The organism is Neoasaia chiangmaiensis (genome assembly GCF_002005465.1).
GTDB lineage: Bacteria > Pseudomonadota > Alphaproteobacteria > Acetobacterales > Acetobacteraceae > Neoasaia > Neoasaia chiangmaiensis.
On sequence record NZ_CP014691.1, the window covers coordinates 2,596,809 to 2,623,449 of the forward strand.

A 26,641-nucleotide genomic window follows, 5' to 3' on the forward strand; every position below is an offset into this window, starting at 1 on the left:
ACAATGCGGGCATGACACGCATCAATGCCGCATGACGATATGCCTCACGATCCGAATCGAAAGTTCTCATGAGCGGTGACTTCTCTTCTGACCTTGCGATCGACCGCTCGGCGACGGCGCGCGATCGCGCCACGGCGCGGCATGTCGTCGCGGCATCCTTTCTGGCGTGGATGCTTGATGCGTGCGACTTCTTCATTGTGCTCTTCACGATCGACAACGTGGCGCGCAGCTTCGGCGTCTCGATCGGCGCGGTGCTGCTGGCGCCGACGTTGACGCTGGTCACCCGCCCGATCGGCGCTTTCCTGTTCGGTCACGCGGCGGACCGGTTCGGGCGCAAGCCGTTGCTGATGACGGCGATCGTCACCTACTCGTTGATCGAGGCCGGCTCCGCCCTGTCTCCGAACCTGACGGTCTTCCTCGCCTTGCGTGCGCTGTTCGGCGTGGCGCTGGGCGGCGTGTGGGGTGTCGGGACATCGCTGATTATGGAAAGCGTGCCGACATCCTGGCGCGGTATCGCGTCCGGCATCCTGCAGGCGGGTTATCCGGCGGGCTATCTGCTGGCGTCCCTGACATTCCTGCTGCTGCCGGCGCTGGGCTGGCGTGGCCTGTACGTTCTGGGCGGCTGCTCCATCCTCGCGGCGGTCTATATTGCCGTGCGCATTCCGGAGAGTCCCGTCTGGCTGTCGCAGAGGGGGAAGACCGCGCACGGCGCACCGGCGCCCGGTCTGTGGTTCGTGGTGCGCAACAATGCGGCCCTGTGCGTTTTCGCCGTCGTGCTGATGGCGTCGTTCAACTTTCTCAGCCATGGATCGCAGGATCTCTATCCCAAGCTGTTCCTGGGTCTGGAACGCCAGATCCCCCATCCCTCCATCACGCTGATCGTGGTGCTCTACAACATCGCGGCGATTGCGGGCGGCTTGTGTTTCGGCATGCTGTCGGAGCGGATCGGCCGACAATACGCGATCGCGCTGGCGGCGTTGCTGATCCTGCCGCTGCTGCCGCTCTGGACGTTGCCGCATTCCATCCTGTGGCTGACCATCGGCGCAATGGGGGTGCAGTTCTGCATCCAGGGCGCCTGGGGCGTGGTTCCGGCCTATCTCAGCGAATTGTCGCCACCCAGCGCGCGTGCCACGTTTCCGGGCGTGGCCTATCAGTGCGGTAACCTGATCGCGGCCAGCAACGCTGTCCTGCAGAACGGCATCGCCGGTGCGTTCGGCACCGGGCTGGCGCTGCCGCTGATGCTCGTGACCGGACTGGCGGCCCTGGCCGTGCTGACGCTTTCCCTGCTCAATGCCCGTCTGCACCCCGAAAGTGCGGTCCGGCGTTCATGAAGCGTCTCGTCATTGCGTTTGACGGCACGTGGGACAGCGCGGACAGCTGCAATGCGGAAACCAACGTCGCGATTCTGACGCGCGCGATCCATGCCACGCGGCATACGGGCGGCATCCTTCAGGTGACGCTTTATCTGCGCGGCGTCGGCACGACGGGATTGCAGGCGGATCGCCTGTTCGACGGCGCCACGGGGCTGGGTGTCGACGACAATATCCGCTCGGCCTACATGTTCCTGGCGCAGAATTATGTGCCCGGCGATGAGATTTTCCTGTTCGGGTTTTCGCGCGGGGCATTCTCGGCCCGCAGTTTCGCGGGGCTGCTGAATGCGACGGGCCTGCTGAAACGCCAGAGCCTCGCCGCGTTGAGCCGGGCCTGGCACTTTTATCGTGCCGATGTGGCGCCGCGAACCCCGGCGGCATTTCTCGCCGCCAATCCCGGCATCGACATTCATCCGGACGTCACGATCCGCTTTCTCGGCGTCTGGGACACGGTAGGATCGCTCGGCATTCCGTCTCCCCTGCGGCTGCGGATCAACCGCGATCTTTACGGCTTTCACGATACGTCGCCATGTCCGATCGTAAAGGAGGCCTGGCAGGCCCTGGCCATCGACGAACATCGTCGCAGCTTCGTGCCGACACTCTGGACCGGCGTCGTGCCGCCCGGCTGCCGCATCGGACAGACATGGTTCGTGGGCGCGCATTCGGACGTGGGCGGCGGTTACGTGCAGCGGCGGCTGGCCGATATTCCGCTTCGCTGGATGGCGGAGAAGGCCGAGGCTGCCGGCCTGTGTCTCGACTGGTCCTGCCTTCCGCCGGCGGGACCGGACGATTGCCATGCCGCGCGGCACGATTCCAGCCGGGGCGTCTTCGCCACCGCGCAACTCCTGCCGGTCTTGCGGATGATCGGCGGCCGCGCCATTCGTTTGCACGGCCCGCAGCGCTGGCGCACGACGATTGCCGGCACGGAAGGCGCCATCAACGAAACGGTGCATCCTTCGGCGATCGCCCGCTTCGGGCATGAGGGGCTGCTGAACCGCGATGATGTCGGCGCACGCAACGTCACAGAGACATATCGCCCGGCCAATCTTGCCGCCTATCTGACCTGATCGCCTGTCAAGTTCTTGTTTTGTTTTCCGTTCCGCGCCATCTCTGGAGGCCGTGGATGTCATCATAGGATCGTGCCGCCGTGGCCAAACGCCCCGCTTCCCATTTCGTCTGCCAGTCTTGCGGCGCCGTTCATTCGAAGTGGTCGGGGCGGTGCGATGCCTGCGGCGAATGGAACACGCTGGTTGAGGAGAGTGTCGAGCCGACCAACCGGCCCACGAAGTCGCGGGCGCGCGCCGGGCGATTGAATACGGTCCATCTCGATGGCGCCATTCATCCGCCGCCACGCACGGAAACGACCATCGCGGAGTTCGACCGCGTGCTGGGCGGGGGGCTCGTTCCCGCGTCGGTCGTGCTGGTCGGGGGTGATCCGGGGATTGGTAAATCGACGCTGCTGCTTCAGGCCACCTGCGCGCTGGCGCGGGCGGGCAAGCGCGTTCTGTACGTGTCGGGTGAGGAGGCGGTGGACCAGATCCGTCTGCGGGCGCGCCGTCTGGAACTAGATGCGCCGACGCTGGATCTCGCGGCCAGCATCAATGTCAGCGAGATCGCGGCCAGTCTCGAACACGACCGTGAGCATCAGGTCGTCGTCATCGACTCCATCCAGACGATGTGGCTGGAGAACATTGAAAGTGCACCGGGTTCGGTTGCGCAGGTGCGCGCTTGTGCCTTTGAACTGATCAGGATGGCGAAGAACATCGGTTTCTCGCTTATCCTTGTCGGGCATGTGACGAAGGAGGGTGCGCTGGCGGGGCCGCGCGTGCTCGAACATATGGTCGATGCCGTCATGTATTTCGAAGGCGATCGCGGGCATCAGTTCCGTATCCTGCGTGCGGCGAAGAACCGTTTCGGCGCGACGGACGAGATCGGCGTGTTCGCCATGACGGATACGGGCCTGACCGAGGTGCCCAATCCTTCGGCGCTCTTCCTGGCGGAGCGGCGGGGTAACATCGCGGGATCGGCTGTCTTTGCCGGACTGGAGGGAACGCGCCCGGTCCTGCTGGAAATTCAGGCACTCTTGTCGCCCAAGGCCGGGGATGGCGCGCCACGGCGCGCTGTGCTCGGCTGGGAGACGGCCCGGCTGAACATGCTGCTGGCCGTGCTGGAAGCGCGCTGCGGGCTCAAGCTCGGCGGCATGGACGTGCATCTGAACATCGCGGGCGGCTTGCGCGTGACCGAACCGGCGGCCGATCTGGCCGTCGCGGCGGCACTGGTTTCCGCGGCGACGGGCACGCCGACGTCATCCGGGACGGCGTATTTCGGCGAGGTTGGCCTGTCCGGAGAGATCCGTCAGGTGGCGCAGTCGGACCTTCGGTTGAAGGAGGCCCAGAAGCTGGGTTTCGAGCATGCCGTGCTGCCCCGGCGCGTTGCCGCTGGCAGCGCCCGTAACCGGCCGCCGGAAGGGCTGGGGTTGCGGGAGATCGGCCATCTCAACGATCTGGTCGAGATGTTCGGCCCAGGCGATAACGCCGATTGACGCCTTAAGGCCATGACCCAAACGCTCGTATCAGCCGCCACGCTCGATCTGACCGTCAGGAAAAGCCTGTTTCGCGCCCATGCGGCGCCGGTCGATGATGAGGATGCCGCCATGCGGTTCCTCTCGGACGTCAGCGTGCCGGACGCCACACATAACTGCTGGGCCTGGCGCGCGGGCGGTCGCTATCGGAGCAGCGACGACGGGGAGCCGGGCGGCACGGCGGGCCGACCGATCCTGCAGGCGATCGAGATGCAGGATTACGACCATGTTGTCGTGGTGGTCACGCGCTGGTTCGGCGGCGTCAAGCTCGGTGCGGGTGGACTGGTCCGCGCTTATGGCGGCGCGGCGGCGGCCTGTCTGCGCAGTGCTGAATCCGTCGTCATCGTCCCGCAGCTCGGATTGCGGCTGCATGTCTCTTTCGCCGTTCTGCCCCTTGTCCAGGCGCGGCTGGAAACGTGGCAGGCGCGTCAGATGCGGTGCGATTTCGATGCGGAAGGCGCGTGGCTCGATCTGTCGGTCCCGGTCGCGGATCAGGATGTCATCGCGCAGTCGTTGAGGGACATGACGCGTGGACAATCACCGATTCACGAGATCAAGGCAGGAGACTGATTTGCCAACGGAGAAAATCAGGCCGTGCGGTCGGCGGCGATCGTAGCGACGAGCAGCGCGGCGATGAGCGGAACGAAGGCCAGCATCGACAGTTCGGCCAGGAACTGCATCGGGTGGCTGAGAAGAGAGATGATTGTCAGGCTGTTCATAATGAAGGCTCCTAAGAGGTGCAAAGTTGTCGGGGAGCGCTAAGAGCCTATTTGGTCATGACGGGGCAATACGAAGAAACGCCGGTCTGCCACGCGTCTGGCGCATAAATAATTGGGAAACCATCACCTCATTTATGCCGTATTCGCATAAATCTTCCGATCATTCCCCAAAATTATGATTGAGGGATATTTTATTGCTTTCTGGTGCCGCCCGGACGAGGCAAAGTGCCGTCGCTGCGTAAACCGTGCCACGACAGCACGGTATCGATCAGGAAGGCGGTGAGGGCTGCGACCGTGCATGCCAGGGCTGCGCCGAACAGAAAAATCAGCCAGGACGCGGTCTGGGTGTTCCGAAGACTCCCCAGAAAGAGCGCCAGCGCCGCGCCGCAGGTTGCCGCGCCGCCGACGCCGCCCAGAATGATGGCATTATCCAGCGCGAACACGCGCCGATGCAGGCGGCGCTGATGATTGAGCAGGCGATGTCGTTCCTGTTCGTCGCTTTCATCATGCGGATCGCTGAGCTGGTGGTCGACTTCCTCAAGGTGGTCCGAGACGCGGGCAAGGCGCGTATTGAACAATGTCAGCAGGGAGGCGACGCCGGACAACATGAAGACCGGCGTGAGGGCGACCTGGATCAGATGGGCGACGCTATCGATCGGTTCGGGCGTCAGCAGGGCGTTGACGCCAAGGGTCGGGTCAAGCGCCATGGCGAAAACCCCCGGATGTCCGATGTGTCGTCAGCGTTCCCGCCATATGCCCTCGTTCCATATGCTGTCACATTCAAGGAATGGAGCACTGCCGGAACGGGAAGCGCGATGCAAGCCGCAATGGCCCGATCATTGGCCTGGTTCCGGTTTCTTCTGGCTATCGCCCGCGTCATCCAGAGCGCCTATCAGTGCCGCGCGGTGGGCGTCGGCGCCGGCCTTCGCCGTAACGAAGGGTGCTGGCCGGAATGCAGCAGTCCGGCGGCGTAAATCCCCTCTGGCGCTAGGGGGCGGATATGACTACACACGCACCGTCCGCATCGCTTTTCCGACTGGGTTCGTGCCGCTTTGCCTTTCCGTCGCATCATGGAATTCGCCCGCGTTTCGGGCCTGTGCGTCGCCTGCTGTGTCGCTGTGCCCTCAGCGAAAGCCCAGCCGGTCGATAACGACGTTGAATTCGCCCGTCTGACCTGGACGGAAGTCGCGGCGGCGGTTCGCGCCGGGACCGATACGATCATCATTCCCATCGGCGGAACGGAGCAGAGCGGCCCCTATATCGCCGTCGGCAAACACAATGTGCGTGCGCAGGTGCTGGCGGCGCGCATCGCCCGTGAACTCGGCCATACGCTTGTCGCGCCTGTCGTGGCCTATGTGCCGGAAGGGGGCACGAATCCGCGCACGTCGCACATGCGTTTCCCCGGTACGATCTCCATTCCGCCTGCCGCCTTCACGGGCCTGCTGGAGGGCGCGGCCGAGAGCTTCCACGTGCAGGGATTCCGGCGCATCGTTTTTATTGCCGACCACGGTGGATACTTGTCCTACGTCAAGGCGGTGGCGACACATCTGGATCATGAATGGCGTGGCGCAGGGCGTGCGATCTACGTGGCGCCTTATTATGATGTCATCGCGACACGGTATGCGGATGCGCTGCGGGCACAGGGGCTGGGTGCGGATGTCGGCAAGCATGCCGATCTCAGCGACACCGCGCTGATGCTCGCCGTCGATCCCGGCATGGTGCGGGAGACGGCGTTGAGGGCCGCGCCGTTGCCGGGCGCATCGGCAGGGGTTTATGGCGGCGATCCACGCCCGGCCACGGCGGCACTGGGGCGGATCGGCGTCGATATGCAGGTTCAGGCGGCGGTCGACGCGCTTCGGCGCGAGCATTGATCGATCGTCTTTTCGTCAGGAGCAGGTATGAAGTTTTCTCGCAGCACCTTGGCCGCTTCCGTCGGCGTGGCGGTCATGGCCGGGATTTCCGCTTTCGGCAGCGCCATGGCGCAGACGTCTGCGCCCCCCGCGCCGAATGCCGTGCAGACCATTCCCGGCATGCCGCCGGTCATCGATCCGCGCAACATCTACAGCGAGACGAAAGCGGGCAACATCTCGCCGGCCATCGCGGGTGACCCGGCGCGTGTCTATGTGCCGAACCTTCGCGGCAATAGCGTCTCGGTCATCGATCCGGCATCTTTCATGGTCGTGGATACCTTCAAGGTCGGTCGCAGCCCGCAGCACGTGGTGCCGAGCTGGGACCTGCGCACCCTGTGGGTCACGAACAACTCCGAGGGGCGTAGCGACGGCAGCCTGACGCCGATCGATCCGCACACGGCCAGGCCCGGGCCCGCCGTTGCGGTGGACGATCCGTACAACATGTATTTCACGCCGGACGGCAAATACGCCATCACGGTCGCCGAAGCGCATGAGCGGCTTGATTTCCGCGATCCGCATACGATGGCGCTGATCGGTTCGGTCAATGCACCGCAGTGCAAGGGCATCAATCACGCCGATTTCTCCATCGACGGCCGTTACGCCATCTTCACCTGCGAATTCGGCGGTTATCTGGCGAAGGTCGATACGGTCAATCGGCAGCTGATCGGGATGCTCAAGCTCTCGAAGGGCGGTATGCCGCAGGACATCCTGACCGCGCCGGACGGCCACAAGTTCTATGTGGCCGACATGATGGCGGATGGCGTGTTCGTCGTGGATGGCGACAGCTTCAAGGAAACCGGCTTCATTCCGACCGGCATCGGAACGCATGGCGAATACCCGAGCCGTGACGGCACGATGATGTATGTCGCCAATCGCGGTTCGCACAAGGTGCATGGCCATCGCCATGGGCCGGGCAGCGTGTCGGTCATCGACTTCGCGACGGACAAGGTGGTCAAGACCTGGCCGATTCCCGGCGGCGGCAGCCCGGACATGGGCAATGTCAGCGCTGACGGTAAGCTGCTGTGGCTTTCGGGCCGGTTCGACGATGTCGTGTACGCGATCGACACCGATACGGGCGCGATGCGCGTCATCCCTGTCGGCGCGGAGCCGCATGGCCTGACCGTCTGGCCGCAGCCGGGCCGGTACAGTGTGGGTCATACCGGCATTCTCCGGTAATGCCCTGGCCGCCCGTTCACACGGGCGGCTTTTTTGTTATTTCAGCGGAAAACCCAGCCTGGCCAGCGTCGCGCGCATGGTGTCACGACCGTGCAGCCCGGCCACCGTGGCGATACGATCGATCATGGTGCGTGACCATGCGCGGGATGGCAGGTTCTGCTCCCGCTGGAAGGCGTCGGCATCGCGATCGTATTGGGCGATCAGGCCGTTCTCGCCTTGCGGATCGTATTGTTCCCGGTGCAGGACGCAGGCCTGAGGCAGGCGCGGCTTGATGGACGCCGGATGCGCCATATCGGGATAGCCGACGCAGAGTCCGAAGGCCGGAAAGGCGAGCGGCGGCAGGCCGAGTTCGGCGGCCACAGCTTCGGGATGGTTGCGCAGCCCGCCGATATAGACGGTGCCGAGCCCCATGCCCTCCAGCGCCACGGTGGCATTCTGGGCGGCCAGCGCGGCGTCGATCAGCGAGGTCATGAAGGATTCGGTGTAATCGAGCGCTTCGTGTGTCTGTCCTTCCGCCGTGGCGAGGCGCGCCAGCCGGGACAGGTCCGCGATCCACACGAGGAACAGCGGCGCAACGGTGATGTGCTTCTGATTGCCGCCCAGCGTTGCCAGACGCTTACGACGCGCCTGATCCTTGACGGCGATCACGCTCCAGCTCTGAAGATTGCTCGATGTCGCTGCCGACTGTGCGGCGGCAATCGCAGCAGGAAGCGCGTGCTCCGGCAGCGGGTCCGGCCGATAGGCGCGCACGGAGCGATGGCTCATCAGCGCGCGCAGAACGGGACTATCCGGCAGGTCCATCGGCGCCGGATGGCGATAGCGGGCCTGCCAGAGAGCGTCCACCGATGTCATTCGGCGTACTGGATCAGACTGTGCAGGGGTGTGTCGAGCTTGTCACGGCCACCCAGGGCGGTCAGTTCGATCATCACCGAGGCACCGACGACGTTCGCGCCGACCTTGCGCAATAACTGGACGGAGGCTGCCAGCGTGCCGCCGGTGGCCAGCAGATCGTCCAGCACGACGACGCGCTGGCCCGGCTTGATGGCATCGGACTGGATGTGCAGCGTATCCTGACCGTATTCCAGACCGTAGCTCAGCGATACCGTGTCGCCCGGCAGCTTGCCCGGCTTGCGCAGCATGACGAAACCGCAGCCCAGACGCTGCGCCAGCGGTGCTGCCGTCAGAAAGCCGCGGCTCTCGATCCCGGCGAGCAGATCGGGCTGCCACGGCGCGATGGCACGGGCGAGGCGGGCGGTCGCGACCTGCCAGGCATCCGCATTCCGCAGCAGCGTGGAGATATCGTAGAAGAGGATGCCGGGCTTGGGGAAATCCGGCACTTCGCGGATGTATTTCTTGAGGTCGAGCTCGGGCTGTTCGCCGGGCTTGGTGCTGGAGAGCATGTCCTTGCCTGTCCAATCGTCCAGTGGGTTTTGGAAATTCGTTTCAGGCTCTAGCGGGTCAGGCGCATGCTGGCAAATATGGGCGCGTTCAACCCTGTGCCGTGGCAATGGCCGTCAGAAGCGCGGCGCGGCGGAACGGCTTGGCCAGGCAGGCGGCATGCGGCAGGTCAGGCGGGGGCGTTGCATCGTCATCGTATTCGCCGGAGATCAGCACGGCCGGCAGGGTGGGCAGTTCCTGCCGCAGGGTGCGGACAAGGTCGGCGCCGTTGATCCCGCCCGGCAGATTGAGATCGGTCACGATCAGTGCGGGTGCTGTGTCCGCGGCGATCGCCAGGGCTGTTGCGCCATCGGCGGCGCGGCGCACCTGATGACCGTCGGCTGTCAGCACGGTCTCGACGATCAGGGCGATCGAATCGTCGTCTTCCACGAGAAGGGCCAGGCGGCTCATGACCTATGCTCCCTCAATGCGCCGTATTGGCGTGTTCCATCGCTTCCTCGATCTCCGGCGGCAGATGGGGGCGGAAGACGGCAAAGAAGCCCATCATCAGGGCGGCGAACAGCATCAGGGCCGCCATCGGCGCAGGGGTATCGGAAGGCAGCAGACCGATGGCCGTGCTGGCGAGCGACCCGAGCGCATATTGCAGCGTCCCGGCGAAAGCGGAGGCGCTGCCTGCGTATTGCGGTTGATTGGACAGGGCGCCCACCATCGCATTCGGGCCGATGATGCCGGTCGTGCCAAGGGTGATCATCATGCAACCGACGATCGGCAGCAGCATGATCTTGCGGATCTGGTGTGTCTCGGGGCTGGGATACTGTTCGCCCAGCATCACGACCACGAGCAGGGCGATTGCTCCCACGATGGCGATGGCCAGCGCAATGCCCAGCAGCCGCCCGGCGCTGACGCGCCCGACCAGCGCCCCGTTGATCTGCGATGCGCCAATCATGCAGACGGCGAACAGCCCGAACAACATGCCGTAATGGGCGGGCGTGAAGCCGAAGATATGCTCGAACACCGTGGGCGCGGCCGTCAGGTAGGTGAAGGAGAGGAAGCCGCTGAAACCCCAGATCATGCCATTGGTGATGAAGCTGCGGTCACGCGCGATGCCTGTATAGCGGTGCAGCAGGGACAGCGGGCGCAACTCGCGCCGTGCTTCCGGTCGGAGTGTTTCAGGGAAGATGCGCAGCAGAAGCAACACGCAGATGCCGCCATAGCCGGCGGACACCCAGAAGATCGCGCGCCAGCTGATATAGTCGAGCGCCATGCCGCCGAGCATCGGCGCCAGGATCGGTACCACGCCCTGGATCAGGATCAGCTTGGACATCAGCTTGGCGGCAGCATTGCCGGACGACAGGTCACGCACGCAGGCGCTGGGAATGACGATGGATGCCGAGGCGGCAATTGCCGCCAGCAGCCGGAAACCGCACATCTCCCACAGGCTTGTGGACATCGCGCAGCCAACGCTGCCGATCGTGTAGACGAGCATGCCGAGCAGCATCGGAATTCGGCGACCGAAGCGATCCGAGAGCGGACCCATCGAGATCTGCCCGATGGCCAGCCCGATCATCCACGCGGAAAGCGTCATGCCCGCCGAGCCGGAGGCCGCGTGCAGCGAACGCTCCAGTGCCGGGAAGGCCGGCAGGTAGATATCGGTCGAAACCGGGCCGACGGCTGTCAGGAAGCCCAGCAGAATGGGCAACCATGACGGCATTGCCGGATTGGCTGTCGTGTCCGCGCCGGGACGCGTGCTGGCTGCCGGCGGTTCCTGGGATGCGGTCAGAGTGATCCCGTCGGGAGAGGCCATATGGCACTCCTGCTGGATGGCGATGCGATAGGGCACGCGACGTCCCTCGTCCGGGGAGCGGCGTGCAACCGTTCAGATTCTGGTCATGGTGTCTGGACACCTATAGTACGGCTTCGAAGCGTCAGATAACGCAACCCACGAGTTTTTCAATTAACTTTTTCGTCTAACTTCGCGTCGACATCGGTGGTGGACCCGAGTGCGCCGACGAAGGCGGGGTTCTGCCGGCGTGCCCGCTTCAGCAACACAATGCCGAGAAGCGAGGAGATCGCGAACAGGGCAATGCCGAGAAGCATCTGGCTGGTATGGTCGATTCGTGCGCCAGCGCCGATGAGAACGAAGACCAGATTCTGGGGCAGCGCACCCAGCAGGGTGGCGAAGGTAAAGGACAGGACCGGCACACCGTAGAGCCCGGCGGCCATTGTCACCATCAGCGCCGAGCCGATCGGCATGAGCCGCAGGATGAGCACCGACTGGAACGGCGCGTGGTTGAGCGCATCCCCCACCGGCGCCAGTCGCCCGGCGAAACGGCGCCGCAGGGCATCGCGACTGCGCGCCCCGCCCAGATGGCGGGTCCAGAGGAAGCCGGCGACGTTGCCGCCGAGCGTTGCCAGCGTCGCCAGGGCCAGCCCGCCAGGGCCGCCGAACATGATTCCCGCTGCCAGGCAAAGTGCTTGCCGTGGCAGGCCGATGGCGCTGTAGGGGATGCCGATCAGAAGAAGGTAGAGCGCCGCCATCGGATCGTGACGCCGCGCCGCGGCGAGATCGAGCAGCATGCGCGTGACGGGCAGGCGGTGCGCCAGGTACAGCAGGATTGCCAGCGCGACGATGGCCACGAACGGGCGCCACGGCAGGGTGCGGCGCGACCGGGTCATGGGGTCGGGAGGGGGCACATGCGTTCCTTCAACTGGACGGGCGAACGCTTAACAGGGCACCGGAAGGAGGCAAAGCGGTATTAATGATGCAGATTGGTAACAGTGCGGGATCGAAAACGTTCCGCGTCTGGCGTAGTCGTTGCGGTGGCAGGGGGAAGATTGTTAGCGGAAGGGCATTCGGTCAGGACCAGCACGGCCCCACGCGCTGCAATGATTCGACATTGATCTTGCCAAGGAAATTGCTGTTCGATGCCGCTTCGCGCTTCTCGCACTTGTCTACTGACCTTTCTGGCCGGCACGACGCTGGCGACCTTCGCCCACCCGGCGGCGGCGCAGACGGCGTCTCGCCATCGTGCGCATGCGCGGCATGCAACGCATGCGCATTCCGCCGCCCGTCCCCCCGTTGCGCCCGCTGCCGTCGCCACGCCGGCGGTCGCCGCTCCGGTCGTGCCGCCGGCACCCATGATGGCGCCCGAGCGTGCCGAGGAAGTCTCGGTGACAGGCCGCAGCGCACGCACGCGCCAGCCTGGCGGCGGTCTGATGAAGATCGAAACCGCGCCGAAAGCCGTGCAGTCCGTTACGCGTGACTTCATCGCCAAGCAGGTGCCTTCCGCCAACGTTCAGCAACTGATCGCGATGATGCCGAGCGTCAACGTGGCGCAGCAGGACCCGTATGGCCTGCAATCGGGGCAGGTCAATGTGCGTGGTTTCGACCAGAGCGAGATCGGCTGGACGCTGGATGGCGCGCCGTTGAACGATATCGGCGGTGGTCAGTTCTACGCGAACGAAGTGCTGGAATCCGAGGATCTCGAAACGGTTCAGCTGACGCCGGGGTCGACGAACATCGATAGTCCGGTGGTGAGCGCTTCGGCGGGTCTGACCGCCATGAGCATGAGCAACCCGACGTCGAAGGCCGGCGGCCTGATGGACGTGTCCTTTGGCTCGTTCGACACGTTCCGCCAGTTCCTGCGCCTGAATTCGGGGTATATCGGCCATAGCGGCATCCGCGCGATGTTTGCGTTCAGCCATACGAAGGGCAATCACTGGCGCGGCCCGGGACAGGACGAGAAGTTCCATTACGACTTCAAGGCCGTCAAGGATTTCGAGAACGGCAGCCACACCGGCCTGACCGTCTCCTATAACGACCAGGTCAACGACTTCTACCTCAACCCGTCCTACTCGCAGTGGAATACGCTCGGCTACGGCGCGAACTATGCGGCGAACTACGCGCCACAATATGGCGGGTCGCTGGCGGCAGGTGCCAGCTACTACAAGCTGCACGTCAATCCGTTCCGCAACGTCGTGGCTGTGGTGCCGACCCATATCGTCGTCACGCCGAAGATCTCGATCGAGGATTCGCTGTATTTCTGGCACGGCATCGGCAACGGCACCGGCGCAAGCACGATCGGCGCTTCACCTTCTCTTGGAACGACGCCGGTCAGGCTTGATCTGAACGGTGCATCGCAGGTTCTGGCGCTTTCGCCATCCAACCAGGAGCAGTTCCGCACCGGCAATACGCTGTCGGCGCATTACAAGCCGGACAGCCATCATGATGTCGTGCTGGGCTGGTGGTATGAATATTCCAACGAATTGCAGTTCTCGCCCTATGGCAAGGTCGATCAGGCCACTGGCAACGCCTACAACATCTGGGGCGTGAACAGCCAGATTCGCACAACCTCTGGCGAGCCGTACTACGCGCGCAACTTCCTGTCGCTGACGCAGGTGAACATGCTGTTCCTTGGCGACACGATGAAGTATTTCAACGACCGCCTGAACATCACCGTCGGCTTCAAGGAGGCGATGATTACGCGTCGCCTTTACAACTATACCCCTGGCACCCAATACAACCGCAACCTGCATACGGCCGAGCCTTTGCCGCAGGTGGGGATTGCCTGGAACTTCGACAAGAAGAACCAGATCTACATCGCCGGGAACACCAATTTCAAAACGCCGTCGAATACGTCACTAGTGGATTACGTCAACACGTCTGGCAAATTCACGCAGTTTGGCGGTCCGTCCCAGCCGGAATACTCGATCGAGGAAGAACTGGGTTATCGCTATAACGGTGACTGGCTGATCGGCTCGGTGTCGTTCTTCAATTACAACCTGACGAACCGCCAGCAGAGCCTGAGCTATTACCAGAATGGCGCGCAATACAGCCAGACGGTCAACGCCGGTGGCCAGACGACGCGTGGCGTGGACGTGCAGCTCAGCACGCGCCCGATCTGGTATCACCTCCGGCCGTATGTGACGTTCGAGTATCTTCACTCGACCATCGACAACAATATCCGTGATGGCGCCGATCTTCTGCCGACCAAGGGCAAGATCGCCATTCGTTCGCCCAAGGAACAGGCCGGCCTCGGCATCGATTACGATGACGGGCATCTGTGGTTCTCGGGTCAGGTCAAGTATGTCGGCAAGCAGTATGCGTCGTTCATGGATGACAACTCCGTGCCGCAATACGTCACGAACCAGATCGGCATGGGCTATCGTTTCCACAACTTCGGTTATCTGAAGTCGCCGGAAATCCAGCTGAACATGCAGAACCTGACCGGCGCGAAGTTCCGCAACGGCATCTACGGCTTCACCACGAACGCGAATGCGGTGAAGGGCGTCTATGGCACGACCATCGCGGCGGGCAGTGCGGCATCGTACTATCTGCAACCGCCTTTCTCGGCGATGGTCACGCTTTCGACCGGCTTCTGATCACTCGGCGATCGAATCGACCGTCCAGCCGAAATGCCGGGCGGCCGCCTGCGGTGCGATCTGGCATTGCAGGCCGCGCCGGCCTCCGTTGACGTAGATCGTTTCATGCTCGAGGGCGCTGGCGTCCAGCATGATCGGCGACGTTTTGCGCTGACCGAACGGGCTGATGCCGCCGGTCTTGTAACCCGTCAGGCGTTCGGCATCGGCAGGTGCCATCATGGAAGCCGATTTGCCGCCTTGCAGGGCGGCGACCTTCTTCAATGCCAGCCGTTTGTTCGACGGCACGATCAGGCAGGCCGGGCGTGTTTTGTCGATCAGTACCATCAGCGTTTTGAAGACCTGCTCTGGCGGTGCGCCGAGAGCTTCCGCGGCCTGCAGGCCCTTGGCGCTGGCGTCGGCATCATATTCGTGGGCGTGAAGCGTGTAGGCGAGCCCGGCCTGATCCAGCAGGCTGGTCGCCGGCGTGGCGCCGCTTACAGGTTTCTTGGACATATTTTCTCCGGCATCAGTTTCGCGCGCGCTTGGTGGACAGAATCATGGCCGAGTGCGTGCGCTGGACACCGTCGATCGCGCCGATGGCGTCGATCGCGCGGTCCAGGCTCTCGGGACTTTCCGCGCCGAGCAGGGCCATGAGATCGAATGAACCGCTGACGGCATGCAATTCGCGCAGCCCGTCCACCGCACGCAGATCGCGTTCCACCTGTATGGCATGGCGTGGGGTGAGCGTAATCATGACGAAAGCGCGCACACGATCGGCGATGGCCGGTTCGGCGATGGTGTAACCGGTGATCGCCCCCTGACGTTCGAGACGTTCGATCCGGCCCTGCAGGGTCGTGCGCGACATGCCGAGGCGGCGCGCCAGCGTGGCGGCCGGTTGGCGCGCGTTTTTGCGCAGCAGTTCCAGAAGGGCCTTGTCGAGCGGGTCGTCCGTCATGGCGGCGGAGCCTAGCCGACGCTTTGACGGAAGAAAACCGTATCCGCCGTCGATCTGCCGGTTGAGCCTCGTCGCTACGCTTGCAGAACATTGCATATTCATCAGGAAGGACAGGCATATGCGTCAGGTGACGGTTATCGGGGCAGGCAAGATCGGCGCGACCATGGCGTCGTTCCTGCAGGGGAGCGGCAATTATCGCGTGACGCTGATGGACCGCGACGCTGCGGCTCTGGACCGTCTCGACCTGTCGCCGGAGATCGAGCGTGCGGTCGTGGATATCGGTCAGGGCCTGGCCGCCGATCGACTGGGCGGGCAGTTCGCCGTGCTGTCGGCCGCGCCGTTCCAGCTGACGCGCACGGTCGCCCGGGCCGCGGCCGAGGCCGGTGTGCATTACCTGGATCTGACGGAAGATGTGGCGTCCACGCGCGATGTGCGGGCGCTGGCCGATGGTGCTCCGACGGCCTTCATCCCGCAATGCGGCCTGGCGCCGGGCTTCGTGTCGATCGCGGCGCACGATATTGCGCAGCGCTTCGACAGTCTCGACACGATCCGCCTGCGTGTCGGCGCGTTACCGCTCTTTCCGGCAAATGCGTTGGGCTACAACCTGACATGGAGCACGGATGGGCTCATCAATGAATATATCGAGCCCTGCGAGGCGATCGTGGGCGGCAGGCGCGCCACGGTGCCCGCGATGGACGGTTACGAGACGCTGGGCGTGCATGGCGTGACGTATGAGGCGTTCAACACCTCCGGCGGTTTGGGGTCGCTGTGCGAGACCTATGACGGCAAGGTGCGCGAACTGAACTACCGCACCATGCGCTATCCGGGTCATGCGGCGATCATGAAGGTGCTGCTCTCCGATCTGCGCCTGGCGGAGCGGCGGCATATCCTGCACGACATCTTCACCCATGCGCTGCCGACCACGCCGCAGGACGTGGTCGTGATTTCGGTGATCGTCACGGGGCATCGCAACGGACGCTCGGAGCAGGAGACGCTGGCGCGCAGCATCCCGGCGCAGGAGTTCATGGGCGCGCATCGCACGGCGATCCAGCTCACGACCGCGGGTGCGATCTGCGCAACGCTCGATCTTCTGGGGGAAGGCAAGATTCCCAATCATGGCTTTGTCCGGCAGGAGGACATTTCACTGGAAGCGTTCCTGGCCAACCGCTTCGGGCGCGTTTATCGCGCGAACTAACGCCCGCGTCGCGCATTACTGAATTGTTCGATATTTTTCGAAGCGGGGCCATGGTCAGTGGCCCCGTTGCAATTCGGGAGAGCGCTCGTGAAAATCGGTTTTGTCGGTCTTGGCGCCATGGGCGAGGCGATGGCCATGTGCCTTCTGAAGGCGGGTCACGAACTGGCTGTCTACAACCGATCGCCGCAGAAGGCGGACAGGCTCGTCGAAGAAGGTGCGCAACGGGCAGACAGCCCTTCGGAGGCAGCGCGTGGACGCGATATCGTGTTCTCCATGCTGCTGGACGACGATGCGGTTGCGTCGTCGACCTTCGACGAGAACGGTATTATGGACGGTCTGTCGAAAGACGCCGTTCATGTCGGCTGTTCCACGATATCGCATGCCTTGGCGATCCGTCTGCGTGACGAGCACGCCGCGCGCGGACAGACCTATGCGAGTGCGACCGTGCTCGGCCGTCCACCGGCGGCGCAGGCGGGCGAACTCTTCGTCATTCTGGCCGGGGCCGCGGCGGCACGGGAGAAGGTGCGACCTGCGCTCGACGCTTTCAGTCAGCGCATTTTCGAGGTTGGCAGCGATCCGGCCCATGCGAATATCGTCAAGCTTTCGCTGAATTTCATGATCTTTTCGACCATTCAGCAGATGGCGGAGGTCTTCTCGATCAACGAGAAGGCCGGTATCGAACCGAAAGCGATATTCGAGATTCTGACCAATAGTTTCTACACGGCGCCGGTGCACAGGAACTACGGGAAGATCATGGTGGAAAAGGACTATGACAAGCCCGGTGCGCCCATGTCGCTCGGTCTGAAGGATGCCGAGCTGTTTCTGGCGGCTGGCGGCGATCTGCGCGTACCATTGCCGACGGCCTCGCTCATCCGGGATCGTTTTCTCACGGCCCTGGCCGCGGGCGATGACCGACGTGACTTTTCGGCCCTGTTCGAATATGCGCGGCGCGACGCCGGGTTGACGGACTGATCGGGAGCGGCGCTGTCAGCCCTGCGCCCAGTGGGCGATGGCAACGGCAACCTCGCGCAGGACGGCTTCCTGCGCCGCCGTCGTCATGCCGGGCGCGTCATAATAGACGGTGGCCATGATGGTGCGACCGTCCGGCAGATGGGCGAAGGCGCAGTCGTTGCAAAATCCGTCTCCGGTGCCGGTGCGGTCGCCGACTGTCCAGTCGGGCGGGAAGCCGGCGCGAAGGCGGCGTGCGCCGACCTGGTTGCCCTGCATCCAGTCCGCCAGCTGAATGCGGGACGACGGTTGCAGGGTCGGACCCCAGAGAAGGGTCTCCAGCGTATGGGTCATAGCGTGCGGCGTGGTCGTGTCCTTGTCGCCGTCACGGTGTCCGGATTCCGTTTCGTAACGGTCGAAACGCGTTGTGCTGTCGCGGACGCGTCGGACGAAATCCGTCAGTGCAGGCGGTCCGCCGCAATGCGCGAGGAGAATATTGGCGGCGGCATTGTCGCTGAAAGCCATGATGGCATGGCACAACGCGCCGATCGGGAGCGCGCCTTCCCTGAGATGCGCCGTCGTGACGGGCGAGGCCGGACGCAGGTCGGCGGCGCGATAGGGCAGCATGGCGGCGAGCGTGTCCTGCCCATGGTCCACCCGGTCGAGCACCATGGCGGCCAGTATGGCCTTGAAGGTGCTGCACAGCATGAAACGTTCGTCGGCACGCTGGGCGATATGTCGACCGGATGCGAGGTCGCGCACATAAACGCCAAGCCGCCCGCCATGTCGGCGCTCGATCGTCGCCATGGGCGTGCGTTCCTCAGCCTGCGCCAGCGAGGGAATCGGCAGGCAGGACATGCCGCCGAGGAGAAAATGACGACGATCGATGACGGGCATGGATGCGGTTCGACTTGCCGGAAGTTGAGGCGTCACGCTGGCATGCCTGCCGCTGAACGGCAATATGACGGGATCGCATGACACGCCTGTAACGCACCCGATCGAAAGATCGCGCGTATATCCGTGTCATGAACGCATCGACCGATACCCAGGGCATGATCCGTGTGCGTGGCGCACGGGAGCATAATCTCAAGAACATCGACGTCGCCCTGCCGCGCGATCGTTTTGTGGTCGTCACGGGGGTCTCGGGTTCCGGCAAGTCGTCGCTGGCATTCGGCACGCTCTATGCCGAGGCGCAGCGGCGTTATCTCGAATCCGTGTCGCCCTATGCCCGGCGCCTGTTCCATCAGATGCCGGCGCCCAAGGTGGATGCCATCGACGGATTGCCGCCCGCCGTCGCCTTGCAACAGCAACGGGGTGGCGGTAGCGGGCGTTCGTCGGTCGGCAGTCTGACGACACTCTCGAACCTGCTGCGCATGTTGTATTCGCGAGCCGGGACTTATCCGGCGGATGTCGGACATCTGGAGGCGGAATCCTTCTCGCCTAATACGCCGATGGGTGCCTGTCCGCGCTGTCATGGCATGGGGCGCGTCTATGATGTGACGGAAAAGACGCTGGTGCCCGATGACAGTCTGACGATCCGGCAGCGGGCGGTCGCGGCCTGGCCGACGGCATGGCAGGGGCAGAATTTTCGCGACATCCTGATTACGCGCGGCGTGGATGTGGACGTGCCCTGGCGTGACCTGCCGAAAGCGACACGGGACTGGATTCTTTTCACGGATGAAACGCCCACCGAGCCGGTCTATCCGGGCCGGAATCATGCGGAGGTCGTGGCTGCGATCAAGCGCGGCGATACGCCGGATTACAACGGCACGTTCAGCGGTGCCCGGCGCTATATCCTGCACACGTTCGGCCAGTCGCAGAGTGCCAGGATGCGTGCGCGGGCAGCGTCCTTCATGGTGAGCGGGCCATGCCCGGTCTGTCACGGGCAGCGCCTGAACCCGGATGCGCTGAAAGTCACGATCGACGGGCGGAACATCGCGGAACTGGCGGCCTTGCCGCTGGCGCGCATCGTCGAGGTGCTGCGCGATGCCGCCGAGACGCGGCAGGGCAAGGATGCGACCAGTGTCGCGGCGCGCGGCATGATCGAGGCGGCGATCGAACGGATCGGGACGTTGCTGGACCTTGGGCTTGGTTATCTGCAACTGGATCGCGGCGTGCAGACGTTGTCGCCGGGGGAATATCAGCGCCTGCGGCTCGGAACCCAGATCCGTTCCAACCTGTTCGGCGTGGTGTACGTGCTGGATGAGCCCAGTTCTGGCCTGCATCCCGCCGATACGCAGGCGCTGCTGCGCGCGCTGGACGGGCTGTTGCAGGCCGGCAATTCGCTGATCGTGGTCGAGCATAATCCCGATGTCATCCGCCGGGCGCAGTGGCTGGTGGATGTCGGGCCGGATGCGGGCGAGCGCGGCGGGCGCATCGTCTATAGCGGCATGCCGGATGGACTGCGCGATATCGCTGGATCGCGCACGCGGCCTTATCTTTTCGAGCCGCCGAAAAAGCGGAAAGGGCCGCCGCGCGCTCCGACAGGCTGGCTGAAGCTGGCACGGTTGACGTGGAACAACCTGCAGGACCTGTCGCTCGCGGTGCCGTTGGGTGTCATGACGGCGGTGACGGGCGTGTCCGGCTCCGGCAAATCGAGCCTTGTCGGACAGGCGCTGGTGAGCGTGGTGGCCTCGGCACTCGGGCAGAAGGTCGAGATCGAGACCGACACAGCCGAGGATGACGTGTTGCCGCCGCTGGAAACCGGTGCGCCGCAGGGACGCGTGATCGAGGGGCTGAAATCGGTGCGGCGGCTGGTGACGATCGACCAGAAGCCGATTGGGCGGACGCCGCGTTCCAATCTGGCGACCTATAGCGGCCTCTTCGATACGATACGGCAGCGCTTCGCCGAAACGCCTGCCGCGCGGCAGCGTCGTTTCGATGCCGGCTGGTTCTCGTTCAACGTGGCGAAAGGGCGTTGTCCGAAATGCGAAGGCGTCGGCTCGGTCATGGTGGAGCTGCTGTTCCTGCCCAGCGTTTTCGCGCCTTGTCCCGAATGCCATGGCACGCGCTACAAGCCGGAGGTGTTGGCGGTTACGCTACGCGACCGATCGATTGCCGACGTGTTGGGCATGAGCGTGGATGAAGCCCGTGATTTCTTCCGCGATGATCCTGGTCTGGCGCGTGGCTTCGAGACGTTGCGGCAGGGCGGGCTGGGCTACCTGCGGCTGGGGCAGCCGGCAACGGAGCTGTCCGGTGGCGAGGCGCAGCGTATCAAGCTGGCGACGGAACTGCAGAAGCAGCGCCACGGCCACACGCTGTATGTCCTGGATGAGCCGACGACCGGTCTGCATCCCGCCGATGTGGATTTGCTGACGGCCCAGTTGCGAACGCTGGTCGAGCAGGGAAACAGCGTGGTGCTGGCGGAACACGACATGCGCGTGGCGGCGCAGTGCGACTGGCTGATCGATATGGGGCCGGGGGCGGGGGAGCAGGGCGGGCGGATCGTCGCGGCCGGTGTGCCCGCGGACGTTGCGCGTTCGGGCGAGAGCCGTACGGCACCATTTCTGGCGCCCTACCTCTAGCCGGCGATGCGACTGGTTGGGCCTCTGTTGCTCTTGTTGCTTGCGGTCGCGGTGGCAGGCCACCGGTTCTGGTTATCGCCCGCCTGGGACCCGACGCAGCCCTTCGATTTCCGTGCTCGTCCGACGCCGGTCACGCGCCTGAAGATCATGTTGCTGAACCGTGACGAGGCCTTGTGCCGTGCGGCCCTGACGACAGCGCCGCTGGCACTGCATCCGGCGCCTGTCAGCGGTGCTTGCCCCGTGCCGGACGCCGTGCGCGTCACGAATGGCGTCGTGCCGACGCGGCCGGGGAGTTTTCTGGCATCCTGCCGTTTGGCGGTGGACTGGGCGCTGTTCGAGCGTGATGTCGTGGTGCCGGAAACACGTGCGTTCTATGGTGCGGCCCCGCAGGCCGTGACGCATGTCGGCAGTTACGATTGCCGCGACGTGCGTGACAGGCCCGGTCGTCTCAGTGCCCATGCGCGGGCGGATGCCATCGATGTATCGGGCATTGTCCTGGCAAACGGGCGCAATATTCTGGTCTCGGCATGGCATGGGCCGGATAGTGCGTTCCTGCATCGTTTGCGCGATGGGGCATGCCGCTTCTTCGGCATTGTGTTGTCACCTGATTACAATGCGCTTCATGCAGCACATCTGCATCTGGAAGCTTCCGGCTGGGGCATGTGCCGCTGATGCCGCCGGAAAGTGAGCAGGACGCGGACGCCCATGGCGACAAGGCCTGCGAAAACAGGTTGGAAAACAGAAAACCCGGCCTTTCGGCCGGGTTCTGCAAGGATCAGACGGAGTAATACATTTCGAATTCCGCCGGATGCGGCGTGTGTTCGAACTTGTAGACTTCCTTCCACTTGATCTCGATGTAGCTTTCGATCTGGTCCTTGGTGAAGACGCCGCCTTCAAGCAGGAAAGCATGATCGGCTTCCAGCGCCTGAAGCGCTTCGCGGAGCGAACCGCAGACGGTCGGGATCTGCGCCAGTTCGTCTTTCGGCAACTCATACAGATCCTTGTCCATGGCGTCGCCCGGGTGGATCTTGTTGCGGATGCCGTCCAGTCCGGCCATCAGCATTGCGGAGAATGCCAGATAGGGGTTGGCGGTCGGGTCCGGGAAGCGGACTTCCACGCGCTTGGCCTTCGGGCTGTTCGCATAAGGGATGCGACAGGACGCGGAGCGGTTGGCGGCCGAGTAAGCCAGCAGGACCGGCGCTTCGAAACCCGGGATCAGGCGCTTGTAGGAGTTGGTCGACGGGTTGGTGAAGGCGTTCAGCGCCTTGGCATGTTTGATGATGCCGCCGATGTAGAACAGCGCCTCTTCCGACAGGCCCGCGTATCTGTCACCAGCGAAGGCCGGCTTGCCGTCGCGCCAGATCGACTGATGGACATGCATGCCCGAGCCATTGTCGCCCGCGATGGGCTTCGGCATGAACGTGGCCGTCTTGCCATAGGAATGGGCGACGTTATGCACGCAGTATTTGTAGATCTGCATGAAGTCGGCCGATTTCACCAGCGTGGCGAACTTGGTGCCGAGTTCGTGCTGCGACTGCGCCACTTCGTGATGGTGCTTCTCGATCGGCAGGCCCATTTCGCCCATCGTCGAAAGCATCTCGGCGCGCAGGTCGCCTTCGCTGTCGACCGGGGCGACCGGGAAGTAGCCGCCCTTGACGGTCGGGCGATGGCCCATGTTGCCTTCCGGATAGTCGAGCAGGGACGCGCCGGGGCCTTCGATGCTGTCGAGCTGATAGATGCCGAAGTTCGGGCCGGTACCGAACTTGACATTATCGAACACGAAAAATTCCGCTTCCGGGCCGAAGAATGCCGTGTCGCCAAAACCGGCGTTCTTCAGATAAGCCTCGGCCAGCTTGGCGGTCGAGCGCGGATCGCGGTTGTAGTAGCCGCCCGTGCGCGGATCGATGATGTCGCAGACGAGGATGAGCTGCGGCTTGGCCGAGAACGGGTCCATGACCGCCGTGGCCGGGTCCGGCAGCAGTACCATGTCGGACTCGTTGATGGCCTTCCATCCCTGGATGGAGGAGCCGTCGAACATGAAGCCTTCCGTGAAGGTATCGTCCTCGATGGTCGTGACCCACTGCGTCGTGTGGTGCCACTTGCCCTTGGGATCGGTGAAGCGCAGGTCGACCAGTTCGACGGCGTGTTCCTGGATCAGTTCGAAAACGCGCGCGACGGCAGCGGCATCCGGCGTGCCGGGGCGCGAGGCGTCGATCGTCTCGACGACCTTGGCGGTTTTCGCGCGCGAGGGGGTTTTGGCCGTTGCTTTCGGGGCTTTCGCCGGAGTTTTGGGGGCCGGAGCTTTTCTCGCCATCTGGGGACTACCTGTTCTGCCTGTAACCTGAGTTCGCCTAACCGCAGCCGTATTTAATCGGCTGCAAAACGATTAAGGGAGGACGGAAGCGTTGTCGAGTGCGTGATGCTTCATAAAAGAAAACCCCGCCGTGATGGGCGGGGTTTCCGGTGCGCGGTCTCCTGAGTGTAGTGATCAGAAGGTTGCGTGCATGGTGAAGAGCACCGTCGCGGGTTGCCCCGCCAGGCCATCGGCGAACAGCGAGCCGCAACCGTAGTTGCTTTTCGCCAGTCCCGCCCAGGAAGACGATCCGCTTGGCAAGCCCGCATTGCTGAAGCCCGCCGGCGTTCCGGTGAACTTGCCGCACGATCCGGGTGTAATCTGGCGATATTTGTACTGCCAGTAGAACGTGTTGAAGAGGTTCTGGATGTTGATGTCGAAGTTCAGCTTCTTCAGGGGGCCGAGATTCTTGATGGGTAGCGTGTAGTTCATGTCCAGATTGAAGATCACGTAAGGCGCGATCCCGCCGTTACGGTCGAAGACGGTCTGGCCGGTGACGAAGTTGTAGTAATTGTAGGTGCCGTAGGCGCCGCGTGCCGCTGAAATGGGGCCGAGATTGCTGTAGAGGCCGCCGACATCCGTCGTCGTGTATTGGTGGCCGGTATAATAGCCCTGGAACCGGATGTTCAGGTCGTCGTGCGGGGTGAAGGCGCTGCGATGATGATAGTCCACGCCGAACTGCGCCGTCCATTGCGGAACACCTGTGACGGGGGTGCCGCGTTGCGCCAGGCCGAACTGGTCTTCCTGCACTGTGACACTGGCCGGGTTGGTTGCGAGGTAACGCGAGCGGTTATGCGAGAAGTTGCCGAACAACTGCCATTCATGCGTCATCTGGTAAGTGACGGAGACTTCCTGGCCCTGCATCTGGCGCTTGCCGAGATTGTTGTAGTCGGACAGCCCGGCATAGGGGCCGCTCTGATATGAGAAGTATCCGAAATCGTGATCGATTTTCTGATAGTAGTAATCGGCCGAGACGGCCCAGCGGCCGGTATTGTACTTCACGCCGCCTTCAGCCATGTGGACGATCGATGCGTTCGGCGGTTCGGCCGAGACGGCTTGCGGTGTGAAGTCGGTAACGGGCGCATAGAGCGCGGACTCGCCGAAGCTGCCGTAGAGCGAAACGCCGCGCAGGGCAGGCAGCACCTTGTCGAGATCATAGGTCGCATTGACGAAAGGAAGGTAGTTCTCGTCCCATTTGCGAGCATGATAATGCCCGACGCCGCAGGAATATTGTTGGCAATATGCCGTTGCCATATCCGCCGCCGTCGGTGTGCCGCCGACGATTCCGCTGCCGGTTATGCTGGAATTCGTGCCCTGCACCGTGACGCCCGGCGTGATATGCAGCGTGTTGTGCAGCAGGTCGATCTTGTCCTGGAAATATCCCATGAAGATCGTGCGCTGCGTGCCGCCGTTATAGCCGGAAACAAGGTTTTCCGCCGTTCGTGGCACGTATTTGTCGCCACCATACCAGGTTGGCGTCGCGTTTTGCGTTTCGCGGGCGAACAGGCCGCCGATATGGATCGTGTTGCGAATGCCGAAGATATCGGGCGGTGTGATCGACAGGCGCGGCTGGATGCCGATCGTGTCGTTGTGGGTATATGAAACGTAGGAGTTGTAGCCGCAGGGCGTGGCGGAGCCGGCATTATGCCATGCCTGCACCAGCGAGGACGGGCAGTTGCCGGTGTTATTGTATTGAGCGTTGCCGTTATACGGATACATCGTTGGCGAGTAGAAATAGCCGCCGCCATAAGGATCGCTGGCCGGCATGTAGTAGCTCTGCTCACCGAACGAGGCTGCCGACTGGTTGAACGGGTTGGCGCCGTTCAGCGTGTAGGGCGTGGTGCCGCCGTTGATCGGATAGATCGACGGATCGCTCCACTGCGATGTGGTGGAATCGCTGTAACGCCAGAAGCCGGTCAGGCCGGCAGTAAGATAATCGTTGATATACGTTTCGTTCTTCAGGATCAGCGTGAAGTAATCGTTCTTCTGGCGTGTCGATTCGAGATCCGTCGGGAAATTATAATATTTGCCGTATTTCTGGAGATACGACATCGGGATCGGCTCTGGCGTGATCAGGGCATTGCCCGTGTTGTAGATGGCCGTGGCCTGGAACAGCGATTGGCCTTCGTCGTAAGGCTTGTCGAACGCGCCCTCGAAGCTGTTGTAACGCGACGGCGTATGCTCGATGTAGCCGCTGTTCTGCATGTTGTCGTATTGCACCATCAGCTTCGGTGCATCGACGCCATGCCCCAGCATGCCGTCCATCTGGCCGGTATCGGCGCGCATGCCTTCCTGCCACGTATTGTAGTTGCCGACCGCACCGAAAACGTCGAGCTGGCGTTTGTCGTTCGGGCGGGCGGTTGTGTAGGCGACCGTGCCGCCGATCGTGCCGAAGGTATTGTGGTCGGGATAGGCGACGCCGGGATAGAGCGAGACGCCATTGATCTGCGTCATGTTGAACGGGCCGCCGGCGATGTTCTGAAGGTAGCCGCCTGCGCCGCCGTTCAGCAGGTCCTGCATCGGCACGCCGTCGAGCGTGGAGGCGGTTTCCGACCCGCGCGCGCCGCGGATGGACATCACCGGTTCATTATTGCCGAGACCCTGCTGGTAGACATAGACGGAAGGCGCGTTGCGAAGCAGCGAGACCACGCTGCCGGTGGCGCCGGTCTGTCGGATTTGCGCCGCGCCGATTTCCGTAACGGCTGATGGGCTGTCCTTTTCGCGCAGCAGGCGACGCATGGCGCGGACCTGGATGCTTTCGCTACCGCCACTGACCGACCCGATGCTGGTCGATGCCTGAGCGGTGGGCGCCAGCGCCGCTGAAGCATTGGCAGGGCCGGCATTTTTATTGGCCGGCGCCGTGCCTGACGTGGCGGGGTGATGCGTTGTGTGACGATTCGTATGCTTGTGTGTGCTGGTGGTCGTCTGCGCCTGCGCTGTTGTGAATGCGGCCAGGACGGTCGCACCGAGGAGGGAGGGGCGCATGTATGAGCGTGAGTGTCGTCGCGCTCGAAGGCATTCAGAAAAGGCCAAGGGCTTTCCCTTTATGTCATGAATTTTCGGATCTCTCTCCGGAATGGCAGCGAAAATGCTGAAGCAGGACATATTCTGCAATACTACAAACATGTAACGAAATGTGTACGGTTTTCTT

At 63.3% G+C, this 26,641-nt stretch carries 24 protein-coding genes; 12 read left to right on the top strand and 12 right to left on the bottom strand.

The features are described from left to right. Nucleotides 1-68: 68 nt before the first annotated feature. The 4 genes from A0U93_RS12355 (at nt 69) to A0U93_RS12370 (ending at nt 4,521) form a co-directional block, all read left to right on the top strand. The gene (locus A0U93_RS12355) at nt 69-1,331 is read left to right on the top strand and encodes an MFS transporter (protein WP_077807607.1); all 1,263 of its coding nucleotides are present in this window, start codon (nt 69-71) and stop codon (nt 1,329-1,331) included. Further along, entirely contained in the window at nt 1,328-2,437 is a 1,110-nt protein-coding gene (locus A0U93_RS12360) for a DUF2235 domain-containing protein (RefSeq protein ID WP_077807608.1), read from the top strand. Before A0U93_RS12355 ends, A0U93_RS12360 begins: the two co-directional genes overlap by 4 nt. An 80-nt stretch (nt 2,438-2,517) precedes the next feature. After that, nucleotides 2,518-3,912, top strand: a complete 1,395-nt coding sequence (gene radA, locus A0U93_RS12365) for a DNA repair protein RadA (RefSeq protein ID WP_077807609.1) — start codon at nt 2,518-2,520, stop codon at nt 3,910-3,912. 12 nt (nt 3,913-3,924) lie between these two features. Then, a complete protein-coding gene (locus tag A0U93_RS12370) occupies nt 3,925-4,521 on the top strand; it encodes an IMPACT family protein (protein ID WP_077807610.1) in 597 nt (198 codons plus the stop codon). Between the two features lie 17 nt (nt 4,522-4,538). Here the strand turns inward: A0U93_RS12370 and A0U93_RS16990 are convergent, their stop codons facing one another. Together A0U93_RS16990 and A0U93_RS12375 are read right to left on the bottom strand one after the other, a co-directional pair. Next, nucleotides 4,539-4,670 (bottom strand): hypothetical protein, encoded by a 132-nt coding sequence (locus A0U93_RS16990; RefSeq protein ID WP_255318284.1) that lies wholly within the window; start codon nt 4,668-4,670, stop codon nt 4,539-4,541. A gap of 191 nt (nt 4,671-4,861) precedes the next feature. Further along, a complete protein-coding gene (locus tag A0U93_RS12375) occupies nt 4,862-5,377 on the bottom strand; it encodes a DUF2721 domain-containing protein (RefSeq protein WP_077807611.1) in 516 nt (171 codons plus the stop codon). A gap of 120 nt (nt 5,378-5,497) precedes the next feature. Here A0U93_RS12375 and A0U93_RS16500 point away from each other — a divergent pair, with 120 nt between their 5' ends. The 3 genes from A0U93_RS16500 to A0U93_RS12390 all read left to right on the top strand — a co-directional run bounded on the left by A0U93_RS16500 (nt 5,498) and on the right by A0U93_RS12390 (nt 7,756). Continuing rightward, entirely contained in the window at nt 5,498-5,644 is a 147-nt protein-coding gene (locus tag A0U93_RS16500; protein ID WP_169852765.1) for a hypothetical protein, read from the top strand. A 96-nt stretch (nt 5,645-5,740) separates the two neighbouring features. Further along, entirely contained in the window at nt 5,741-6,541 is an 801-nt protein-coding gene (locus A0U93_RS12385; protein WP_077807613.1) for a creatininase family protein, read from the top strand. A gap of 105 nt (nt 6,542-6,646) precedes the next feature. Further along, nucleotides 6,647-7,756 carry a YVTN family beta-propeller repeat protein gene (locus A0U93_RS12390; RefSeq protein ID WP_371862854.1) on the top strand — a complete coding sequence of 370 codons (1,110 nt, stop codon included), beginning with the start codon at nt 6,647-6,649 and terminating at the stop codon, nt 7,754-7,756. Nucleotides 7,757-7,792: 36 nt separating this feature from the next. Here A0U93_RS12390 and A0U93_RS12395 read toward each other — a convergent pair whose 3' ends face one another. From A0U93_RS12395 to A0U93_RS12415, 5 genes are all read right to left on the bottom strand, one after another. Further along, on the bottom strand, nt 7,793-8,608 hold the full coding sequence (locus A0U93_RS12395; RefSeq protein WP_077807615.1) for an NADPH-dependent oxidoreductase: 816 nt from the start codon (nt 8,606-8,608) through the stop codon (nt 7,793-7,795). Continuing rightward, nucleotides 8,605-9,156 (bottom strand): adenine phosphoribosyltransferase, encoded by a 552-nt coding sequence (locus A0U93_RS12400; RefSeq protein WP_077807616.1) that lies wholly within the window; start codon nt 9,154-9,156, stop codon nt 8,605-8,607. The genes A0U93_RS12395 and A0U93_RS12400 overlap by 4 nt, the downstream gene beginning before the upstream one ends. Nucleotides 9,157-9,244: 88 nt before the next feature. Next, nucleotides 9,245-9,604 carry a response regulator gene (locus A0U93_RS12405; RefSeq protein ID WP_077807617.1) on the bottom strand — a complete coding sequence of 120 codons (360 nt, stop codon included), beginning with the start codon at nt 9,602-9,604 and terminating at the stop codon, nt 9,245-9,247. Between the two features lie 13 nt (nt 9,605-9,617). After that, the gene (locus A0U93_RS12410) at nt 9,618-10,958 is read right to left on the bottom strand and encodes a multidrug effflux MFS transporter (protein WP_077808509.1); all 1,341 of its coding nucleotides are present in this window, start codon (nt 10,956-10,958) and stop codon (nt 9,618-9,620) included. Nucleotides 10,959-11,104: 146 nt separating this feature from the next. Further along, nucleotides 11,105-11,848 carry a TVP38/TMEM64 family protein gene (locus A0U93_RS12415; RefSeq protein WP_245824877.1) on the bottom strand — a complete coding sequence of 248 codons (744 nt, stop codon included), beginning with the start codon at nt 11,846-11,848 and terminating at the stop codon, nt 11,105-11,107. Between the two features lie 231 nt (nt 11,849-12,079). Here A0U93_RS12415 and A0U93_RS12420 point away from each other — a divergent pair, with 231 nt between their 5' ends. After that, the gene (locus A0U93_RS12420) at nt 12,080-14,536 is read left to right on the top strand and encodes a TonB-dependent receptor (RefSeq protein ID WP_077807619.1); all 2,457 of its coding nucleotides are present in this window, start codon (nt 12,080-12,082) and stop codon (nt 14,534-14,536) included. Here A0U93_RS12420 and ybaK read toward each other — a convergent pair whose 3' ends face one another. Beyond that, a complete protein-coding gene (gene ybaK / locus A0U93_RS12425) occupies nt 14,537-15,028 on the bottom strand; it encodes a Cys-tRNA(Pro) deacylase (RefSeq protein ID WP_077807620.1) in 492 nt (163 codons plus the stop codon). 13 nt (nt 15,029-15,041) lie between these two features. Then, nucleotides 15,042-15,470, bottom strand: a complete 429-nt coding sequence (locus tag A0U93_RS12430) for an Lrp/AsnC family transcriptional regulator (RefSeq protein WP_077808510.1) — start codon at nt 15,468-15,470, stop codon at nt 15,042-15,044. A 118-nt stretch (nt 15,471-15,588) separates the two neighbouring features. Here A0U93_RS12430 and A0U93_RS12435 point away from each other — a divergent pair, with 118 nt between their 5' ends. Further along, the gene (locus A0U93_RS12435; RefSeq protein ID WP_077807621.1) at nt 15,589-16,665 is read left to right on the top strand and encodes a saccharopine dehydrogenase C-terminal domain-containing protein; all 1,077 of its coding nucleotides are present in this window, start codon (nt 15,589-15,591) and stop codon (nt 16,663-16,665) included. Nucleotides 16,666-16,752: 87 nt separating this feature from the next. After that, nucleotides 16,753-17,637, top strand: a complete 885-nt coding sequence (locus tag A0U93_RS12440; RefSeq protein WP_077807622.1) for an NAD(P)-dependent oxidoreductase — start codon at nt 16,753-16,755, stop codon at nt 17,635-17,637. 15 nt (nt 17,638-17,652) lie between these two features. On the opposite strand, the gene bla is transcribed toward A0U93_RS12440, so the two are convergent. Then, nucleotides 17,653-18,510 carry a class A beta-lactamase gene (gene bla / locus A0U93_RS12445; protein WP_077807623.1) on the bottom strand — a complete coding sequence of 286 codons (858 nt, stop codon included), beginning with the start codon at nt 18,508-18,510 and terminating at the stop codon, nt 17,653-17,655. A gap of 128 nt (nt 18,511-18,638) precedes the next feature. Between bla and A0U93_RS12450 the strand changes: the two genes are divergently transcribed. Both A0U93_RS12450 and A0U93_RS12455 read left to right on the top strand, forming a co-directional pair. Continuing rightward, nucleotides 18,639-21,137 carry an excinuclease ABC subunit UvrA gene (locus A0U93_RS12450; RefSeq protein ID WP_077807624.1) on the top strand — a complete coding sequence of 833 codons (2,499 nt, stop codon included), beginning with the start codon at nt 18,639-18,641 and terminating at the stop codon, nt 21,135-21,137. Nucleotides 21,138-21,164: 27 nt separating this feature from the next. Further along, nucleotides 21,165-21,809: an extensin-like domain-containing protein gene (locus tag A0U93_RS12455; RefSeq protein WP_169852766.1), complete on the top strand. Its 645-nt coding sequence runs from the start codon at nt 21,165-21,167 to the stop codon at nt 21,807-21,809. A 103-nt stretch (nt 21,810-21,912) separates the two neighbouring features. On the opposite strand, the gene glnA is transcribed toward A0U93_RS12455, so the two are convergent. Further along, nucleotides 21,913-23,295 (bottom strand): type I glutamate--ammonia ligase, encoded by a 1,383-nt coding sequence (gene glnA, locus A0U93_RS12460; protein WP_245825199.1) that lies wholly within the window; start codon nt 23,293-23,295, stop codon nt 21,913-21,915. A 330-nt stretch (nt 23,296-23,625) separates the two neighbouring features. Further along, complete coding sequence (locus A0U93_RS12465) at nt 23,626-26,475, bottom strand: TonB-dependent receptor (protein ID WP_147150974.1); 2,850 nt, start codon at nt 26,473-26,475, stop codon at nt 23,626-23,628. Between the last annotated feature and the right edge of the window lie 166 nt (nt 26,476-26,641).

Coding starts and splice junctions, on each gene's coding strand:
- A0U93_RS16990 (WP_255318284.1), bottom strand. CDS start 4,670: ATGAACAGCCTGACAATCATCTCTCTTCTCAGCCACCCGATGCAGTTC.
- A0U93_RS12435 (WP_077807621.1), top strand. CDS start 15,589: ATGCGTCAGGTGACGGTTATCGGGGCAGGCAAGATCGGCGCGACCATG.
- A0U93_RS12395 (WP_077807615.1), bottom strand. CDS start 8,608: ATGACATCGGTGGACGCTCTCTGGCAGGCCCGCTATCGCCATCCGGCG.
- A0U93_RS16500 (WP_169852765.1), top strand. CDS start 5,498: ATGGCCCGATCATTGGCCTGGTTCCGGTTTCTTCTGGCTATCGCCCGC.
- bla (WP_077807623.1), bottom strand. CDS start 18,510: ATGCCCGTCATCGATCGTCGTCATTTTCTCCTCGGCGGCATGTCCTGC.
- A0U93_RS12465 (WP_147150974.1), bottom strand. CDS start 26,475: ATGCGCCCCTCCCTCCTCGGTGCGACCGTCCTGGCCGCATTCACAACA.
- A0U93_RS12390 (WP_371862854.1), top strand. CDS start 6,647: ATGGCGCAGACGTCTGCGCCCCCCGCGCCGAATGCCGTGCAGACCATT.
- A0U93_RS12405 (WP_077807617.1), bottom strand. CDS start 9,604: ATGAGCCGCCTGGCCCTTCTCGTGGAAGACGACGATTCGATCGCCCTG.
- A0U93_RS12450 (WP_077807624.1), top strand. CDS start 18,639: ATGAACGCATCGACCGATACCCAGGGCATGATCCGTGTGCGTGGCGCA.
- A0U93_RS12410 (WP_077808509.1), bottom strand. CDS start 10,958: ATGGCCTCTCCCGACGGGATCACTCTGACCGCATCCCAGGAACCGCCG.
- ybaK (WP_077807620.1), bottom strand. CDS start 15,028: ATGTCCAAGAAACCTGTAAGCGGCGCCACGCCGGCGACCAGCCTGCTG.
- A0U93_RS12430 (WP_077808510.1), bottom strand. CDS start 15,470: ATGACGGACGACCCGCTCGACAAGGCCCTTCTGGAACTGCTGCGCAAA.
- A0U93_RS12360 (WP_077807608.1), top strand. CDS start 1,328: ATGAAGCGTCTCGTCATTGCGTTTGACGGCACGTGGGACAGCGCGGAC.
- A0U93_RS12420 (WP_077807619.1), top strand. CDS start 12,080: ATGCCGCTTCGCGCTTCTCGCACTTGTCTACTGACCTTTCTGGCCGGC.
- A0U93_RS12385 (WP_077807613.1), top strand. CDS start 5,741: ATGGAATTCGCCCGCGTTTCGGGCCTGTGCGTCGCCTGCTGTGTCGCT.
- A0U93_RS12355 (WP_077807607.1), top strand. CDS start 69: ATGAGCGGTGACTTCTCTTCTGACCTTGCGATCGACCGCTCGGCGACG.
- A0U93_RS12370 (WP_077807610.1), top strand. CDS start 3,925: ATGACCCAAACGCTCGTATCAGCCGCCACGCTCGATCTGACCGTCAGG.
- A0U93_RS12400 (WP_077807616.1), bottom strand. CDS start 9,156: ATGCTCTCCAGCACCAAGCCCGGCGAACAGCCCGAGCTCGACCTCAAG.
- A0U93_RS12375 (WP_077807611.1), bottom strand. CDS start 5,377: ATGGCGCTTGACCCGACCCTTGGCGTCAACGCCCTGCTGACGCCCGAA.